Source organism: Pseudomonas sp. SG-MS2, assembly GCF_009933855.1.
Classification (GTDB): Bacteria; Pseudomonadota; Gammaproteobacteria; order Pseudomonadales; family Pseudomonadaceae; genus Aquipseudomonas; species Aquipseudomonas putida_E.
In genome coordinates, this window is the sequence record NZ_MOMO01000124.1 from 47,295 (window position 1) to 63,842 (window position 16,548).

General features: G+C 63.9%; 13 protein-coding genes. 4 read left to right on the top strand and 9 right to left on the bottom strand.

All coding sequences use genetic code 11. The features are described 5' to 3' along the window. Positions 1-45: 45 nt before the first annotated feature. Both BLX42_RS10175 and BLX42_RS10180 read left to right on the top strand, forming a co-directional pair. Positions 46-1,437, top strand: a complete 1,392-nt coding sequence (locus BLX42_RS10175) for a DUF2868 domain-containing protein (RefSeq protein ID WP_161871717.1) — start codon at positions 46-48, stop codon at positions 1,435-1,437. Then, entirely contained in the window at positions 1,430-2,794 is a 1,365-nt protein-coding gene (locus BLX42_RS10180; RefSeq protein WP_161871718.1) for a GTPase/DUF3482 domain-containing protein, read from the top strand. The genes BLX42_RS10175 and BLX42_RS10180 overlap by 8 nt, the downstream gene beginning before the upstream one ends. A gap of 83 nt (positions 2,795-2,877) precedes the next feature. Here BLX42_RS10180 and BLX42_RS10185 read toward each other — a convergent pair whose 3' ends face one another. From BLX42_RS10185 to BLX42_RS10205, 5 genes are all read right to left on the bottom strand, one after another. After that, positions 2,878-3,903: a putative 2-aminoethylphosphonate ABC transporter substrate-binding protein gene (locus BLX42_RS10185; protein ID WP_046787015.1), complete on the bottom strand. Its 1,026-nt coding sequence runs from the start codon at positions 3,901-3,903 to the stop codon at positions 2,878-2,880. A gap of 30 nt (positions 3,904-3,933) precedes the next feature. Continuing rightward, entirely contained in the window at positions 3,934-5,658 is a 1,725-nt protein-coding gene (locus BLX42_RS10190; protein ID WP_046787014.1) for a putative 2-aminoethylphosphonate ABC transporter permease subunit, read from the bottom strand. 1 nt (position 5,659) lies between these two features. Continuing rightward, on the bottom strand, positions 5,660-6,718 hold the full coding sequence (locus tag BLX42_RS10195) for a putative 2-aminoethylphosphonate ABC transporter ATP-binding protein (RefSeq protein WP_046787013.1): 1,059 nt from the start codon (positions 6,716-6,718) through the stop codon (positions 5,660-5,662). Positions 6,719-6,835: 117 nt separating this feature from the next. Further along, positions 6,836-7,705, bottom strand: a complete 870-nt coding sequence (locus BLX42_RS10200; protein WP_046787012.1) for a LysR substrate-binding domain-containing protein — start codon at positions 7,703-7,705, stop codon at positions 6,836-6,838. Between the two features lie 100 nt (positions 7,706-7,805). Beyond that, complete coding sequence (locus tag BLX42_RS10205) at positions 7,806-10,064, bottom strand: heavy metal translocating P-type ATPase (RefSeq protein ID WP_161871719.1); 2,259 nt, start codon at positions 10,062-10,064, stop codon at positions 7,806-7,808. Positions 10,065-10,146: 82 nt separating this feature from the next. On the opposite strand from BLX42_RS10205, the gene cadR reads away from it, so the two are divergent. Further along, on the top strand, positions 10,147-10,590 hold the full coding sequence (gene cadR / locus BLX42_RS10210; RefSeq protein WP_046787010.1) for a cadmium resistance transcriptional regulator CadR: 444 nt from the start codon (positions 10,147-10,149) through the stop codon (positions 10,588-10,590). A 41-nt stretch (positions 10,591-10,631) separates the two neighbouring features. On the opposite strand, the gene BLX42_RS10215 is transcribed toward cadR, so the two are convergent. The 3 genes from BLX42_RS10215 to BLX42_RS10225 are packed head-to-tail and all read right to left on the bottom strand — an operon-like array spanning position 10,632 to position 13,261. Beyond that, positions 10,632-11,603 carry a thymidylate synthase gene (locus tag BLX42_RS10215; RefSeq protein ID WP_161871720.1) on the bottom strand — a complete coding sequence of 324 codons (972 nt, stop codon included), beginning with the start codon at positions 11,601-11,603 and terminating at the stop codon, positions 10,632-10,634. Positions 11,604-11,652: 49 nt separating this feature from the next. Next, the gene (lgt, locus tag BLX42_RS10220; RefSeq protein WP_046787008.1) at positions 11,653-12,462 is read right to left on the bottom strand and encodes a prolipoprotein diacylglyceryl transferase; all 810 of its coding nucleotides are present in this window, start codon (positions 12,460-12,462) and stop codon (positions 11,653-11,655) included. A 16-nt stretch (positions 12,463-12,478) separates the two neighbouring features. Continuing rightward, a complete protein-coding gene (locus BLX42_RS10225; protein WP_046787007.1) occupies positions 12,479-13,261 on the bottom strand; it encodes a sulfite exporter TauE/SafE family protein in 783 nt (260 codons plus the stop codon). A gap of 129 nt (positions 13,262-13,390) precedes the next feature. On the opposite strand from BLX42_RS10225, the gene BLX42_RS10230 reads away from it, so the two are divergent. Next, positions 13,391-14,137 carry an NRDE family protein gene (locus tag BLX42_RS10230; RefSeq protein ID WP_161871721.1) on the top strand — a complete coding sequence of 249 codons (747 nt, stop codon included), beginning with the start codon at positions 13,391-13,393 and terminating at the stop codon, positions 14,135-14,137. A 110-nt stretch (positions 14,138-14,247) separates the two neighbouring features. Here BLX42_RS10230 and ptsP read toward each other — a convergent pair whose 3' ends face one another. Continuing rightward, the gene (gene ptsP, locus BLX42_RS10235; RefSeq protein ID WP_046787005.1) at positions 14,248-16,527 is read right to left on the bottom strand and encodes a phosphoenolpyruvate--protein phosphotransferase; all 2,280 of its coding nucleotides are present in this window, start codon (positions 16,525-16,527) and stop codon (positions 14,248-14,250) included. Between the last annotated feature and the right edge of the window lie 21 nt (positions 16,528-16,548).

Below are 16,548 nucleotides of genomic sequence, written 5' to 3' on the forward strand. Positions count from 1 at the left end.
TAGCAAACCCATGGTGGGTTATGCTTGCGCCCTGAACCGTGTGCAATGGAATACCCTGTGACTGGACATACTCCACTGGACAAGCGCTGGCTCACCGAAGCGGTGCGCCTGCGCGAGGAACACGCCGGCCCCCTGGAGGATCAGGAAGCCAACCGCCACGCCCGCCAGCAGGGCGGCGACCTGGCAGCCCGCATCGAAGCGCGCGCACTGTTCCTGGCCGAACGGGATGGCATGACCACTGCCCTGCAGCACTGGAAACAAGGCGCACGCCTGGCCCTGCTGGCGTTGCTGCTGTTGGCCATACTCAGCGGCGCGGGCCTTGCCTTTGCCGCCCTCGGCGATGGCCTGCGCCCGGTCAACGTGTTCTGGGCGCTGGGCAGCCTGCTCGGGCTCAACCTGCTGATGCTTCTGGGCTGGGCCGCCGGGCTGGCCTTGAGTGGCGAACATGGCGCCAGCCTCGGACGGCTGTGGCTCTGGCTGAGCGAACGCTTCGCGCGCGACGCCAAGGCCGTACACCTGGCGCCAGCACTGCTGGTGCTACTGCAGCGCCAGCGCCTCAACCGCTGGTTGCTTGGCCTGCTCGTGCACAGCTTGTGGCTGGCGGCCATGCTCAGTGCGCTGACACTACTGCTGGTGTTGCTTGCCACCCGGCGCTACGGTTTCGTCTGGGAAACCACCCTGCTCGCCCCCGAGCCCTTCATCACCCTTACCCAAACGCTTGGTGCCCTGCCCTCATTGCTCGGCTTTGCCGTGCCGGACGAGGGCATGATCCGCGCCAGCGGCGACACCCAGTTGGCCGTTGATATCGCCCGCCAGGCCTGGGCCAGCTGGCTGCTGGGCGTAGTGTTGGTTTATGGCCTGCTGCCGCGCCTGCTGTTGGCTGGTTTGTGCCTGTGGCGCTGGCACCAGGGTCGCCGACGCCTGGCCCTGGACCTCAGCCTGCCCGGCTACGCCCAACTGCGCGATGCACTGATGCCCCGCAGCGAACGGATTGGTGTGCAGGACACCGCCCCCGAAGCGTTGCCACAGTTCCAGGCAGGTCAACTGGAAACCGGCAGCAGTGGAGCCTTGCTGGTCGGCCTCGAACTGGACGACCAGCGCCCATGGCCGCCTGCGCTGGCCAAAGGGGTTACCGACGCCGGCGTACTCGACAGCCGTGAATCGCGCAACCGGCTGCTCGAGCAGCTGAGCCGCTTCCCTCCGGCACGCCTGGCCATCGCCTGCGACCCCCGCCGCTCACCTGACCGCGGCAGCCTGGCACTTCTGGCAGAGTTGGCACGCAATGCCGGTGCCACGCGCATCTGGTTGTTGCAGGCTGCCCCAGGCCAGGTCCTGGACGCCGAGCGCCTGGGGGACTGGCATGAAGCCCTCGACCGCCTGGGCCTGCCCCACGCCGACACCGCCCCCATGAGCTGGCTGGAGCATGGCCATGACTGAGCCCCTGAAACTGGCCGTGGTCGGCCACACCAATGTCGGCAAGACCTCGCTGCTGCGCACCCTGACCCGCGATGTCGGCTTCGGTGAGGTGTCTCATCGCCCGAGCACCACCCGCCACGTCGAGGGCGCGCGCCTTTCGGTGGACGGTGAGCCGCTGCTTGAGCTCTACGATACCCCTGGGCTGGAAGATGCCATTGCCTTGCTCGACTACCTGGAACGCCTCGAACGGCCGGGCGAGCGCCTGGACGGCCCGGCACGGCTGGAGCGCTTTCTGCAGGGCAGCGAAGCACGCCAGCGCTTCGAGCAGGAAGCCAAGGTGCTGCGCCAGTTGCTGGCAAGCAATGCCGGCCTGTATGTGATCGACGCGCGCGAGCCGGTGCTGGCCAAATACCGCGACGAACTGGAGGTGCTGGCCAGTTGCGGCAAGCCATTGCTGCCGGTGCTCAACTTCGTCGCCAGCAGCCAGCATCGCGAACCTGAATGGCGTGAGGCCCTGGCCCGCCTCGGGCTGCATGCGCTGGTAAGGTTCGACAGCGTTGCGCCCCCTGAAGACGGCGAGCGCCGCCTTTACGAGAGCTTGGCATTGCTGCTGGAAGACGCCCGCCCCGCCCTGCAGCGGCTGATCGACGACCAGCAGGCACAGCGGCTGGCCCGCCAGCACAGCGGTAAACGGCTGATCGCTGAGCTGCTGCTCGACTGCGCAGCATGTCGGCGCTGCGTCGAAGCTGAACCAGCGGCTGAAGCCAAGGCCATCGAGGCCTTGCGCCAGGAGGTGCGCCAGCGAGAACAGCGCTGCGTCGAAGCGCTTCTGAAGCTCTACGGTTTCCGTCGCGAAGATGCCAATGCCGGTGACCTGCCGCTGTTGAACGGGCGCTGGGGCGATGACCTGTTCAACCCTGAAACCTTGAAGCTATTAGGCGTACGCCTGGGCAGCGGCGTGGCGGCAGGGGCTGCGGCCGGCGCGGGGGTCGACTTGCTGGTCGGTGGCCTTACGCTCGGTGCTGCCGCCTTGGCCGGAGCCATTGCCGGCGGAGCCCTGCAGACTGCACGCAACTATGGCGCACGGTTGATGGGCAAACTGAAAGGCCAGCGCGAGCTGACGGTGGATGACACGGTGTTGCGGCTATTGGCGTTGCGTCAGCAACAGTTGATGGCAGCCCTGGATAGCCGCGGGCATGCAGCACAGAACAGTATTCGCCTGAATGAGCCGGACGAGAAAACCTGGCGTGAAGGCAAGCTTCCCGAGGCGCTGAGCAAAGCGCGGGCGCATCCGCAGTGGTCGACGCTCAATCCGGGGGCGCGAGTGAACCAGACTGAGCGGCAGGAACAGCTGGAAGCACTGGTATTGCAGATTTGAGCTATCCGATCCAGCCTGATCGCGGGTAAACCCGCGCCCTCAGGTTTGGCGTTGCCAACCTGAGGGCACAGGCCCCGCAGAGCTTACTGCTGCGCCACCTTCTCCGACTTGCCGTCATAACGCTTGCGCCACTCGGCCAGGATCTGGTCGCGGTTCTTCGAAGCCCAGGCAAAGTCGTTCTTGATCAGGCGCTGCTCGTAGTCCGCGGGGAGCTCGGTTTGCGGTTTGGCAATGCCCGGGGCAGCGAGTACAGCGAAGTTCTCTTTGTACAGTTCCATGGCCGCAGGGCTTGCCGAGAAATCCGCCAGCCGCTTGGCGGCATCAGCCTTTGGTGAACCTTTGATCACTGCAGTCGCCTCGATCTCCCAGCCCAGGCCTTCCTTGGGCAGGACGATATCCAGTGGCGCGCCCTGGCGCTTGAGCTGCACCGCCGGGTACTCGAAGGAGATACCGATCGGGAACTCCCCTGCCGCGGCCAGTTTGCAAGGCTTGGAGCCGGAATGGACGTACTGGCCGATGTTCTGGTGCAGCGCGTCCATATAGGCCCAGCCCTGAGGCTCGCCAAAGGTCTGCAGCCACGCGCTCACATCCAGGAAACCGGTACCCGACGACGCCGGGTTCGGCATCACGATCTTGCCCTTGTACTCCGGCTTGGTCAGGTCCTGCCAGCTCACCGGTTTGCTCAGGCCCTGCTTCTGGGCCTCGATGGTATTGAAGCAGATCGTCGCGGCCCAAACGTCCATGCCGACCCACGCCGGAGGGTTGGCGGCGTCACGGTAGTTGGCGGAGATCTTGCCCAGGTCTTTCGGTGCATAGGCTTCGAGCATGCCGTTCTGGTCGAGGATGGCCAGGCTGGAAGCCGCCAGCCCCCAAACCGCATCGGCCTGCGGGCGCTCTTTCTCGGCCAGCAGCTTGGCAGTGATGATGCCGGTGGAGTCACGCACCCACTTGATTTCGATGTCCGGGTTGGCCTTTTCGAAGGCCTGCTTGTAGGTCTTGAGCTGCTCGGCTTCCAGGGCGGTGTAGACGGTCAGCTGCGTAGTGGCGGCCGAAGCCTGCAGGCTGAATACAGCGGTCACGGCAGCGGCAAGTGCGAGGGGCTTGAACATGATGCGTTTCCTGTCAGTGTGGGCAGTCGGTCAATGGCCGGGAGCGCGCTGGCGCCAGGCCTGTGAGCGGCGCAGCAGGCCGCGGGAAGCGCCGGCCAGCAGCAGCGATGCAGCCGCACTGGTCAGCAGGATCAAGGTCGACATGGCGGCAGCGCCGCCGACATTGCCGGCATCGTCCATGTTCAGCACGGCGACGGCGGCGAGGATGGTGTCGGGGCTGTAAAGGAAGATTGCCGCCGATACCGTGGTCATGGCCGAGACGAACAGATAACGGATGATGTCCAGCAGTGCGGGCAGGCAGATCGGCACGGTCACCCGCACGAAGTGCTTGTACAACGGCGCCTTGAGCGACAGCGCGGCGGCCTCGAACTCGCCATCGAGCTGGCGCAACGCCGTGGTTGCGGTCATCTGCGCAGTGGTCAGGTAGTGGGCGATGGTGCACACCACCAACAGCCCCATGCCGCCGTAGAACACGTGCAGTGGGTTGCCATTGAGGTTGAAGAAGAAGACATAGCCCAGGCCCAGCACCAACCCCGGTACCGCCATGGGGATGAAGCTGAGCAGGCGCAGGGCCTGGTTGAGCAAACGCTGGCCCTGGGTTTTCTCCATCAGGTAGGCACCGGCAAAGATCACCATGCTGCCGATCAGCGCGGTGCCGATGGCCATGGTCACACTGTTGCGATAGGCCAGCCAGCCACCGCCGGCGGTGTCTTCGAACATGTAGTGCTTGAACGACAAGGTCAGGTTGTAGGGCCAGAAGGTCACCAGTGACGAGTACACCGCCATGCCGATCACGCCCACCAGCACCGTGCATACCAGCATGACGATCACCAGATAACAGGCATCACGCCCGGGCGACGGCTTGGGTTCGAATACCTGGGCACGACCACTCATGGCCTCGCCCTGACGGCGACGCAGCCAGGCATCGACCGCAAAGCTCAGCAATGCCGGCACCAGCAGCACCATGCCGATCAATGCACCCCGGCCGAACTGCTGCTGGCCGACGACCGCCTTGTAGGCCTCGAGCGCCAGCACCTGGTAGTCGCCACCGACAACCACCGGTACACCGAAATCGGTGATGGTCAGGGTGAACACCAGGCAGAACGCCGCGAACACCGCCTGGCGCGTTGCCGGCCAGGTAATGCTGCGAAACGCCCGCGACGCCCCGGCCCCCATGCTGGAGGCGGCATCGAACAACCGTGCATCGGCCAGCGACAAGGCCGACAGCAGGATCATCAGCGCATGCGGGAAGGTGTAGATGGCCTCCCCCAGGACAATGCCCCAGAAGCCATAGATGTTGTCACTGAGCAACCCGCGCAGCAGGCCTTGGTTACCGAACAGGTAGACCAGGGCAATCGCCGGCAACATCGACGGTGCCAGCAGTGGCAGCAGCGAGATACCCCGCCACAGCCCCTTGGCCGGGATCAGCGTGCGCTGCAAGGCATAAGCGAACAGGTATGCCAGGGGGACCACGATCGCGGCAACCGTGAAGGCAACCGACAAGCTGTTGCCAAGCAGCCAGTGGAAGTTGTCGCTGGCAAACAGTTCACGGGCCGCCAGCAGACCGCCACCCTGGCCGGCATCGCCGCTGAAGCCGCGCCAGAAGATCGCCAGCAACGGCATCAGCACCGCCAGCAACAGCAAGGCCAGCAGCAGGCACTTGCCACCGACGACGAACAGCCGATCACCGAATGCAACATCATTGCGCGCTGTGTGCTTGGGCTGGGCCAGCGGCAAAGGCATGGGCGCGGCCATCTCAGGCAAACACCTGCAGGCTCTGCGGCGGCAGGGCCACCCAGATGTCCTGCGAGCCCAAGTGTGGCATGGCTTCTGGCGCCAGTTCGGCGAGCAGCGGATGGCCCGGCAGGGCCTTGAATTCAAAGCTCATGCGGCAGCGGTTGCCGAGGAATGTGATTTCGCGGACCTTGGCCGGGAACAGGTTTTCTTCATGCACCACCGGGTTGACAGTGATGGCCTCCGGGCGGCAGAACAACCGGCCGCTGCTGGCCCGCGGCGCACCCGCTGCCAGGCGCATGCTCATGGCGCCCACCTGGGCATGGCTGTCGCCAGTACGCTGAAACGGCAGCCAGTTGCCCTGGCCAACGAACTCGGCAACGAACGGCGTGGACGGCTGATCGTAGATTTCCTGAGGGGTGGCGTACTGCTCGACCTGGCCGTTGTTCATCACCGCAATGCGGTCGGCCATCAGCATGGCTTCGTCCTGGTTGTGGGTGACCATCAGCGTGGTGATACCCAGTTGACGCTGCAGCTGTCGAAGTTCGGTGCACAGGTGCTCACGCACACGCGCATCCAGCGCCGACATAGGCTCGTCGAGCAACAGCAGCGAAGGCGACGGGGCCAGGGCACGGGCCAACGCAACCCGCTGCTGTTGCCCCCCGGACAATTGCCCGGGGTATTTCTTTTCACTGCCGGCCAGGCCTACCAGGTCCAGCATCTCGGCTACGCGCTGGCGGCTTTCTTCACGGCCACTGCGGTTCAGGCCGTAGGCAATGTTGGCTTCGACGGTGAGGTTGGGGAACAGCGCGTAGGATTGAAAGAGGATGCCGTAGTCACGGGCCTGTGGGGGCAATTCGCTGATGTCACGCTCACCGATGTACAACTCGCCACGGTCTTGGCGTTCCAGCCCTGCGATGCAGCGCAGCAGGGTGGTCTTGCCGCAGCCGGAAGGGCCGAGCAGGCAAACCAGCTCGCCGGCGGCGATGTCCAGGGAGACATCGTTCAACGCCGTGAAGGCGCCGAAACGCTTGTGGATACCGCGCACTTTCATTTGTGCGCCCGGGGTGGCGTGGTTCATGGCAAAGCCTCATCGAGCAGATGTGGCCATGCTAGAAAGGCTGTGCGAAGGTTCTGTGGCGGCGAGGCAAAAGCGGGCGATAGTGGTATAGGCAGATTTTGTAGTGACGTTGCAGGTTCAGAACTGCGACCCCACCACTTCCTGCGCCACCCCGAGGAAGGCTGCCGGCAACCGGGCCTGGCGTCTTTCCTTCAGGCAGTACAGGTACTCATGCATCACCGGCGCGTCTTCCAGTGTCAGCACCCGCAGCTCCGAGTTGTGCGGCACCTCGTGCCGGGCAATCACGCTGATGCCGATATTGCGCAGCACCGCCTCACGGATCGACTCGCGGCTGCCGATTTCCAGCACCGCTTCGGCCTTCACCCCAGCGCCGTGCATCATTTCTTCGGTGAGTTTGCGCGTGGTCGAACCTTTCTCGCGCATCAGCAGGCATTGCCCTGCCACCACCTCGATAGACACCACCTGACGCTGCGCCAGCGGGTGATTGCGGTGCACCGCCACCACCAGCGGGTCAGTGCCCAGCACGCGCCTCACCAGGCGAGCATCCTCCACCAACTGTGACGAGGCGGCGAGATCGACGCGGTAGTCCTCCAGCATCTCCAGCACCTGCTGCGAATTACCGATCTCCACGGCCACGCCCACCTGTGGCAAGCGCTCACGGAAGATCTTCACCAGATCGAGGATGTAATACGGCGCGGTGGCAGCGATGCGCAGGTTGCCTTGGGCATGGCCGCTATTGCGCAGCTCGAACTCGATGTCGGCTTCCTGTTGCAGCAGCGCCTTGACCATTGGCAGCAGGCGCACGCCCTCCTCGCTCAGCACCAGGCGCCGGCCGCCGCGGTAGAACAGCTCCACCGCGTACTGGCTTTCGAGGTTGCGGATTTGGGTGGTCACCGTCGGCTGGCTGAGGCCAAGCTTCTTCGCCGCCAGGGTGATGCTGCCCAGGCGGGCCACCATGTAGAAGGCTTTGAGCTCGGCACTCAGCATTGCTGGGCTCCGCAGCCGCAAAAGCAGCCGTAAGCAGAGGCAGCGCTGTGTAGTTTCATAAGTCTCGATTCCACCTCGATCAGCTTGTAGCTTGCAGCTGCTACTTGCGCAAAAGGCGCAGGCCGTTGAACACCACCAGCAGGCTTACGCCCATGTCGGCGAACACCGCCATCCACAGCGTGGCCATGCCGGCAAAGGTGATTGCCAGGAAGATGGCCTTGATGCCCAACGCCAGCACGATGTTCTGCTTAAGGATCGCCGCACTTTGCCGCGACAGCCTGACGAAGGCCGGGATTTTGCGCAAGTCGTCATCCATCAGCGCCACATCGGCGGTCTCGATGGCGGTGTCGGTACCGGCAGCCGCCATGGCGAAACCGATCTCGGCACGGGCCAGCGCCGGCGCATCGTTGATACCATCACCGACCATGCCAACCCGGTGCCCCTGGGCGTAGAGCTGCTCGATCGTGCTCAGCTTGTCGGCAGGGAGCAGGTTGCCTTCGGCGCGGTCGATACCGACCTGGGCAGCGATGGCCTGGGCGGTATGGGGATTGTCGCCGGTAAGCATGACAGTCTTGATGCCCAGCGCGTGCAGCTCGGCGATGGCCTCACGGCTGCTGTCCTTGACCGTGTCGGCAACGGCAAACAGCGCCAGCGGGCCAGAGCGGTCGAGCAACAGCACCACGGTCTTGCCTTGGCGCTCGAGTTGGTCCAACTGTGCTTCGAGCTGCGGTGAGCACAAGCCCAGCTCTTCGACCAGACGATGGTTGCCCAGGTGATAGGTTTCGCCATCGATGTCACCACGCACACCGCGCCCCGCCAAGGCAGCGAACGCGCTGACCTCACTCAGGGCCAGCCCCTGCGCCCTGGCCAACTGGGCGATGGCAGCCGATACCGGGTGGTCTGAGCGCTCGGCCAGGCTTGCCGCCAGTGCCTGGGCGCGGCCTTCGAACAATGGGTCCAGCACCTTGGTATCGGTCTGCACCGGCTTGCCGTGGGTGAGAGTTCCAGTCTTGTCCAGGGCCAGGAAGTCCAGCTTGCGGCCCCCTTCCAGGTACACACCCCCCTTGATCAGGATGCCCTTGCGCGCCGCAGCCGCCAGGCCACTGACAATGGTCACCGGGGTGGAAATCACCAGGGCACATGGGCAGGCCACCACCAACAGCACCAAGGCGCGGTAGACCCAGTCGAACCAGGCGCCGGCCATGAACAGCGGCGGGATGAGCGCTACGGCCAAAGCCAGGGCGAACACCACAGGCGTGTAGATGCGCGAGAAGGTATCGACGAAACGCTGGGTAGGCGCTCGAGCGCCCTGCGCCTGCTCCACGGCCTTGATGATACGGGCCAATGTGGAATGCCCTGCCACTGCAGTTACCCGGTACTCCAGAGCGCCGGCCTGGTTGATGGTGCCGGCGAACAGCTTGTCGCCAGGGGCCTTGTCCACAGGCAGGCTCTCGCCGGTGATCGGTGCCTGATCGACGCTGGATTGCCCACTGACCACTTCACCGTCCAGGCCGATACGCTCACCGGGGCGTACCCGCACGAGCGCACCGATCGCTACGTGGCGCACCTCGGCCTCACGCCATTGGCCATCGGCCTGCTGCACCGTGGCCATGTCCGGCGTAAGCTGCATCAGGCCACTGATGGCATGGCGCGCACGGTCAAGTGAACGTGCCTCGATCAGTTCGGCGATGGTGAACAGCACCATGACCATGGCCGCCTCAGGCCACTGGCCGATCAGCACGGCACCGGTCACGGCAATGCTCATCAGCGCGTTGATGTTCAGGTTGCGGTTTTTAAGGGCAATCCAGCCCTTCTTGTAGGTGCCCAGGCCACAGCCAAGGATCGCTGCCAGCGCCAACGCGGCTACCACCCACTCGGGCGCCAGCGCGCTGAAATGGATGATTTCGGCGGCGATCGCCGCGATGCCGGACAATGCCAATGGCCACCAGCGAGTCTTGGCTGGCGCGGGTGCGATCACGCCACCCTCATCCTCTACAGCCAGCGGTTCTGCCTTCATGCCCAGGCTTTCGATGGCCCGCTCGATCTCAGCAGTGCCATCCAAGGTATGGCGCACGCCCAGCACGCGGTTGATCAGGTTGAACTCCAGCTGCTCGATGCCGGCCAGCTTGCCGAGCTTGTCCTGGATCAAGGTCTGTTCTGTCGGGCAGTCCATGGCTTGTATGCGAAAACGGCTGAGCCGGGCCTGGTCACTGGCCTTTTCGCTCAATTGCACAAACGCAGGCGCCGCACTGGACCCGCAGCAACTGTGCGCATGTGCGTCGTGGCAATGGCTTTTACCGGCGTTGACGTGGTCATGGTCATGCACGTGTTCGTGTTCGTGGCTGACAGGCTGGTTCATGGGGTCATCCTTAGTGAGCACCTGTTGCCAAGTGAACACCCTGTAGCCACTATAGGGTCAAGCCACCTGATGGAGAATCGCCATGAAAATCGGAGAACTGGCCAAAGCCACCGACTGTGCGGTGGAGACCATTCGTTATTACGAGCGTGAGCAGCTACTGCCAGAGCCAGCGCGTACCGACGGTAATTACCGGCTGTACACCCAGGCCCATGTCGAGCGGCTGACCTTTATCCGCAACTGCCGCACCCTGGACATGACCCTGGACGAAATACGCAGCCTTTTGCGCCTGCGCGATAGCCCGGCGGGCTCATGTGGCACCGTCAATGCGTTGATAGACGAACATATCGAACACGTGCAGGCACGGATCGATGGCCTGGTGGCATTGCAGGAGCAACTGGTGGAGTTACGCAGACGGTGCAGTGCACAGGGAGAGGAATGCGCGATCTTGCAGCGTTTGGAGGTGAACGGAGCCGTATCCGTGCCGGATACCGAGCCTTCGCACGTGGGGCGTAGCCACGGGCATTGAAGCCGCTGGGGCTGCTGCGCAGCCCTGGGCATTTGCGTGAATCAGACCGCCATCGGCGCCGTCATCGGTGCATGGTGCTCATAGCCTTCCAGGCTGAAATCGCTCGGTTCGATCTTCTCCAGCCACTCCGGCTCGTACTTGCCCGTCTCGGCGAACGCAGGCACGCGGTCGCTGATCACCAGCTTCGGTGCTTCCAGCGGCTCGCGCTTGAGTTGCTCGTTAAGCATGTCCAGATGGTTTTCGTACACATGGGCATCGCCAATGAAGTACGTGAACCAGCGCGGCGTATAGCCCGTCAGGCGGCCGAACAGCGACAGCAGCGCCGCACCTTCGGTGAGGTTGAACGGTGTGCCCAGGCCCAAGTCATTGGAGCGGATGTAGAGCGTCAGGGAGATTTCCCTGGTCTGGACATTGGGGTGGAACTGGTACAGCAGGTGGCACGGCGGCAGCGCCATTTCGTCCAGCTGCGCGCAGTTCCAGCCATGGAACAGGATGCGCCGGCTGCCTGGGTCGTTGGCTATGGTGTCCAGGCACTGACGCACTTGGTCGATGGCCTTGTACAGCACGACGAACGCCTGGCCATCTTCCTCGTCCTGGGCAATCCTGCGAAAGCCCGCTTGTTCGGCCATTTCGATCGCTGCCGGGTTGCTCAGCGGGATGCGCTTGTAGCCCGGCCACTGGCGCCACTGCACACCGTAAATTTCGCCGAGGTCGTCATGGCCCTGGCGGAACGGGTTGGCCAGCCACTGGGCGTTCTCGTTGGCGTTCTGATCCCACACCTTGCAGCCCAGTTCGCGGAATTCACCCGCGTTCTTCACGCCACGCAGGAAGCCGACCATCTCGCCGATGGCAGACTTGAATGCCAGCTTGCGCGTGGTGATGGCCGGAAAGCCCTTTTGCAGATCGAAGCGCAGCATGGCGCCCGGCAGGCTGATGGTGCGGATGCCCGTGCGGTTTTCCTGCAGAGTGCCGTTTTCGATGACGTCACGGACCAGGTCCAGATACTGTTTCATGGCTTACCTGTAGCAAGAACGGCAGGGGGATCGCCCCTGCCGTTGGGAATCAGATGGCGGGTTTCGCCGTGGGTTTGCGATTATAAGCCCACCAGATCAATCCGAGGCCGGCCAGAATCATCGGGATGCAGAGTATCTGACCCATGGTCAGCCAGCCCCAGGCAATGTAGCCCAGCTGGGCATCCGGCACGCGGACGAATTCGACGATGAAGCGGAAGATGCCGTAGAACAGGGCGAACATCCCGGAAACCGCCATGGTCGGGCGCGGCTTGCGCGAGAACAGCCAAAGGATCGCGAACAACGCCACGCCTTCCAGGGCGAACTGGTACAGCTGCGATGGGTGGCGCGGCAGTTGGGCCGGGTCGCTGAACGGCGGGAAGATCATCGCCCACGGCACGTCGGTCGGCTTGCCCCACAGTTCGGCGTTGATGAAGTTGCCGATACGCCCTGCCCCCAGGCCAATCGGCACCAGCGGTGCGACGAAGTCCATCAGTTCGAAGAATGACTTGTTGTTGCGCTTGCCGAACCACAAGGCCGCCAGCATCACGCCGATGAAGCCGCCGTGGAACGACATGCCACCCTTCCATACCTCGAAGATCAACGTCGGGTTGGCCAGGTAGGCGTGCAGGTCGTAGAACAGCACATAACCCAAGCGCCCGCCGACGATCACCCCCATCGACAACCAGAACACCAGGTCAGAGAGCTTTTCACGCGACCAGGTGGGGTCGAAACGGTTGAGCCGGCGCGAGGCGAGCAGCCACGCGCCACCAATGCCGATCAGGTACATCAGGCCGTACCAATGGATTTTCAGCGGCCCGAGCGCAACGGCCACGGGGTCTATCTGCGGGTAAGGCAGCATGGATATTCCTCTGGTTTCAAATCAAAAAGCTCAGGCCTACGCAAAACAGCAGCGCGGCGAACAAGCGCTTGAGCAGGCGGGGCGACAACTTGTGCGCCAGCCGCGCGCCGAAGCGGGCGAAAAACATGCTGGTCACGGCAATGCCGACCAGCGCTGGCAGGTACACGAAGCCCACGCTATGGGCTGGCAGATGCTCATCGTGCCAACCCAGCCACATGAAACTCAGGGCGCTGGCCACGGCAATCGGCAGGCCGCAGGCCGAAGACGTGGCCACCGCCTGCTGCATCGGCAGGCTGCGCCAGGTCAGGAATGGCACGGTCAACGAACCACCGCCGATGCCGAAGATCGCCGAGGCCCAACCGATCACGCCACCGGCGCCGATCAGTGCGGGCTTGCCGGGAATGCCGCGGCTGGCCTTGGGCTTGAGGTCCAGTGCCATCTGCGCGGCAATGATCAGCGCGAATACGCCGATGATCTTCTGCAACAGCGGGCCCTGGATAAGCGAAGCCGTCTTCGCGCCCACCCCGGCGCCCAGCAGGATACCCACGGTCATCCAGGCGAAGATCGGCCACTGCACCGCGCCCCGACGATGGTGCTCGCGCACGGCATTGATCGATGTGAAGACGATGGTTGCCAGCGAGGTACCGACTGCCAGGTGAGTGAGCACCGAAGCGTCGAAGCCCTGCAGGGTGAAGCTGAACACCAGCACCGGCACGATGATGATGCCGCCGCCCACGCCGAACAGCCCGGCCAGCACGCCGGCACAGGCGCCCAGAAGCAGATAGAGTGCGAACTCCATTCGTCGTCCCCGAAAAAACAATCCGGCATGGTAACGGAAGCCGGGCTCGGGGCTCTAGTGAACTCTGTGACAGGATGGATCGGCGCCGCCGCAGTGGGTAGAGTGGCAAAAAACCCAGAGGCCCAACCTATGTGCCTGATCGTATTCGCCTGGCGGCCAGGGCATGCCCTGCCGCTGATCGTGGCGGCCAACCGCGACGAGTTCTATGCCCGGCCCACGCAGGCGCTGGCAGCCTGGGAAGATGCGCCCGGCGTGCATGCAGGGCGTGACCTGGAGGCCGGTGGTACCTGGCTGGGCGTGGGGCCGCAGGGGCGGTTCGCCGCGCTGACCAATATTCGCGACCCAGGGCAGCCGTTGGGCCCCCGCTCACGCGGCGAGCTGGTGGCGGCATACCTGCAGGGTGAGCTTGGGGTCGAGGCCTATCTGGACCAGGTCGCCAGCCGCAGCAAGCAGTATTCGGGGTTCAACCTGCTGGTGGGCGATGGTGTGCGCCTGGGGTATCTGCACGCTCGAGACGCGGCGCCGCGCTTGCTGGCGGCTGGGGTGTATGGGCTTTCCAATGCCGGGCTGGATACGCCGTGGCCCAAGCTGGTCAAGGCGCGCGACGGGCTGGAACGGTTACTGGGTTCAGCGGACCCGCAGCGTTTGATGGCGTTGCTGGCCGATGGTGAGACGGCGCCTGAGGCAGAGCTGCCGGAAACTGGCGTGGGCGTGGCGACCGAGAAGCTGCTGTCGAGTGTGTTCATTGCCAGCCAGAATTATGGGACGCGGGCCAGTACGGTGCTGATCGTGGATGATCAGGGTAAAAGACGGCTTATCGAGCGCAGTTTCGGGCCTTTTGGGGGGCACTTGGGGGAGGTTGAACTTTGGATTTGAGGGCCATGGGGCTGCTTTGCAGCCCTTTCGCGACACAAGGCCGCTCCTACCAGGGTCGCGTCGCCTGAGCGGCCTTGTGTCGCGAAAGGGCCGCAAAGCGGCCCCAGAATTCACAGGGTCTTGTTGGCCTCTGGCCCGATCATCCGCGCCAGCCCCAGGTTCTTCAGCGCCAATTGCAACGAGCTGTGGATAACCTGCGGGTTGTCATGGCTCAGGGCATCGGCCAGCAGCTCCTTGGCCTTGCTCATGTTTATCTGGCGCAGCATCCACTTCACCTTCGGCAGGTTGGTGGCGTTCATCGACAAGCTGTCGAAGCCCATGGCCATCAACAGGACCGCTGCTGCCGGATCACCGGCCATCTCGCCGCAGATACTGACTGGCTTGCCCTCGCCATGGGCATCACGCACCACGGTGTTCAAGGCTTGCAGCACTGCCGGGTGCAGGTAGTCGTAAAGGTCGGCAACCCGCGGGTTGTTGCGGTCTACTGCCAGCAGGTACTGGGTCAGGTCGTTGGAGCCTACCGAAAGGAAATCCACCTGACGCGCCAGCTCCTTGGTCTGGTAAACCGCGGCCGGGATCTCGACCATCACGCCAACCGGTGGCATCGGCACGTCCGTGCCTTCGTCACGCACCTCGCCCCAGGCGCGGTGAATCAGGTGCAGGGCCTCTTCCAGTTCGTGAATGCCGGAGATCATCGGCAGCAGAATGCGCAGGTTGTTCAGGCCTTCGCTGGCTTTGAGCATGGCGCGGGTCTGGACCAGGAAGATTTCCGGGTGGTCGAGGGTCACGCGGATGCCACGCCACCCCAGGAACGGGTTTTCTTCCTTGATCGGGAAGTAGGACAGCGCCTTGTCCCCGCCGATGTCGAGGGTACGCATGGTCACCGGCAGCGGGTGAAACGCCGCCAACTGCTCGCGATAGATGGCCAACTGCTCTTTTTCGCTGGGGAAGCGCTGGTTGATCATGAACGGCACTTCTGTGCGGTACAGGCCCACCCCTTCTGCGCCCCGCTGCTGGGCACGGGCCACGTCGGCAAGCAGGCCGGTGTTGACCCACAGCGGCATGCGATGACCGTCCGGGGTGATGCAAGGCAGTTCGCGCAACGCATCCAGGCCCTGGGCCAGCTGACGCTCTTCTTCGACCACCTCGCTGTATTGCTTGCGCAGCACGTCGCTGGGGTTGGTGAACACCTCGCCCTTGTAGCCATCGACGATCAGCTCGATACCATCGACCTTGGAATACGGCAGGTCGACCAGGCCCATCACCGTCGGGATACCCATGGCACGGGCCAGGATGGCGACGTGGGAGTTGCCCGAGCCCAGCACCGAGACCAGGCCCACCAGCTTGCCTTCCGGCACCTCACCCAACATCGCCGGGGTCAGCTCCTCGCTGACCAGGATGGTGTTGTCGGCATACACCAGCGATTGCGAACGGGCTTGCTGGAGGTAGGCCAGCAGACGGCGACCGAGGTCTTTCACGTCCGAGGCGCGTTCGCGCAGGTAGTCGTCGTCCATCAGTTCGAACCGGCTGACGTGCTCGCCGACCACCTGGCGCAGGGCGCCCTGGGCCCACTGGCCGGTCTTGATGACGTCAGTCACCTCACCGCCGAGGGCTGCGTCCTCAAGCATCATCAGGTACACGTCGAACAGCGCGCGTTCTTCCGGGCGCAACTGGGTGGCCAGTTTGGCCGAAAGCTTGCGCATGTCGGCGCGCACGCCCTCGAGGGCGTTGTGGAACAGTTTGAGTTCAGCGTCGATGTCTTCGACCGTCTTGTCCGGCACCACCTCAAGGTCGGCAGGCGGCAACATGACCACGGCTCGGCCGACGGCAGCACCCGGCGAGCCTGGTACGCCGACGAAGCGCGCTTCCTGGATGCCCTTGCCCTGGCGGCCCAGGCCACGAATCGAGCCGGTGGCCTCGGCGTGAGCGATAACCCCGGCGAGTTGAGCGCTCATGGTGACCAGGAAAGCTTCTTCACCCTCGTCGAACTGGCGGCGTTCTTTCTGCTGAATGACCAGCACGCCGACCACACGACGGTGGTGGATGATCGGTGCACCCAGGAAGGACGCGAAACGCTCCTCGCCCGTTTCAGCGAAGTAGCGGTAACGTGGGTGATCAGCGGCGTTTTCCAGGTTCAGCGGCTCTTCCCGGGTACCGACCAGACCAACCAGGCCTTCGTTGGGGGCCATGCTGACCTTGCCGATGGATCGCTTGTTGAGGCCTTCGCTGGCCATCAGCACGAAGCGGTTGGTTTCCGGGTCGAGCAGGTAGACCGAGCAGACCTGGCTGCCCATGGCCTCCTTGACGCGCAAGACAATGATCCCCAACGCCGTCTTGAGATCTTTGGCGGAGTTCACTTCCTGGACGATCTTGCGCAGCGTATTGAGCATGGCTCGGGGTCGAACTCCGTC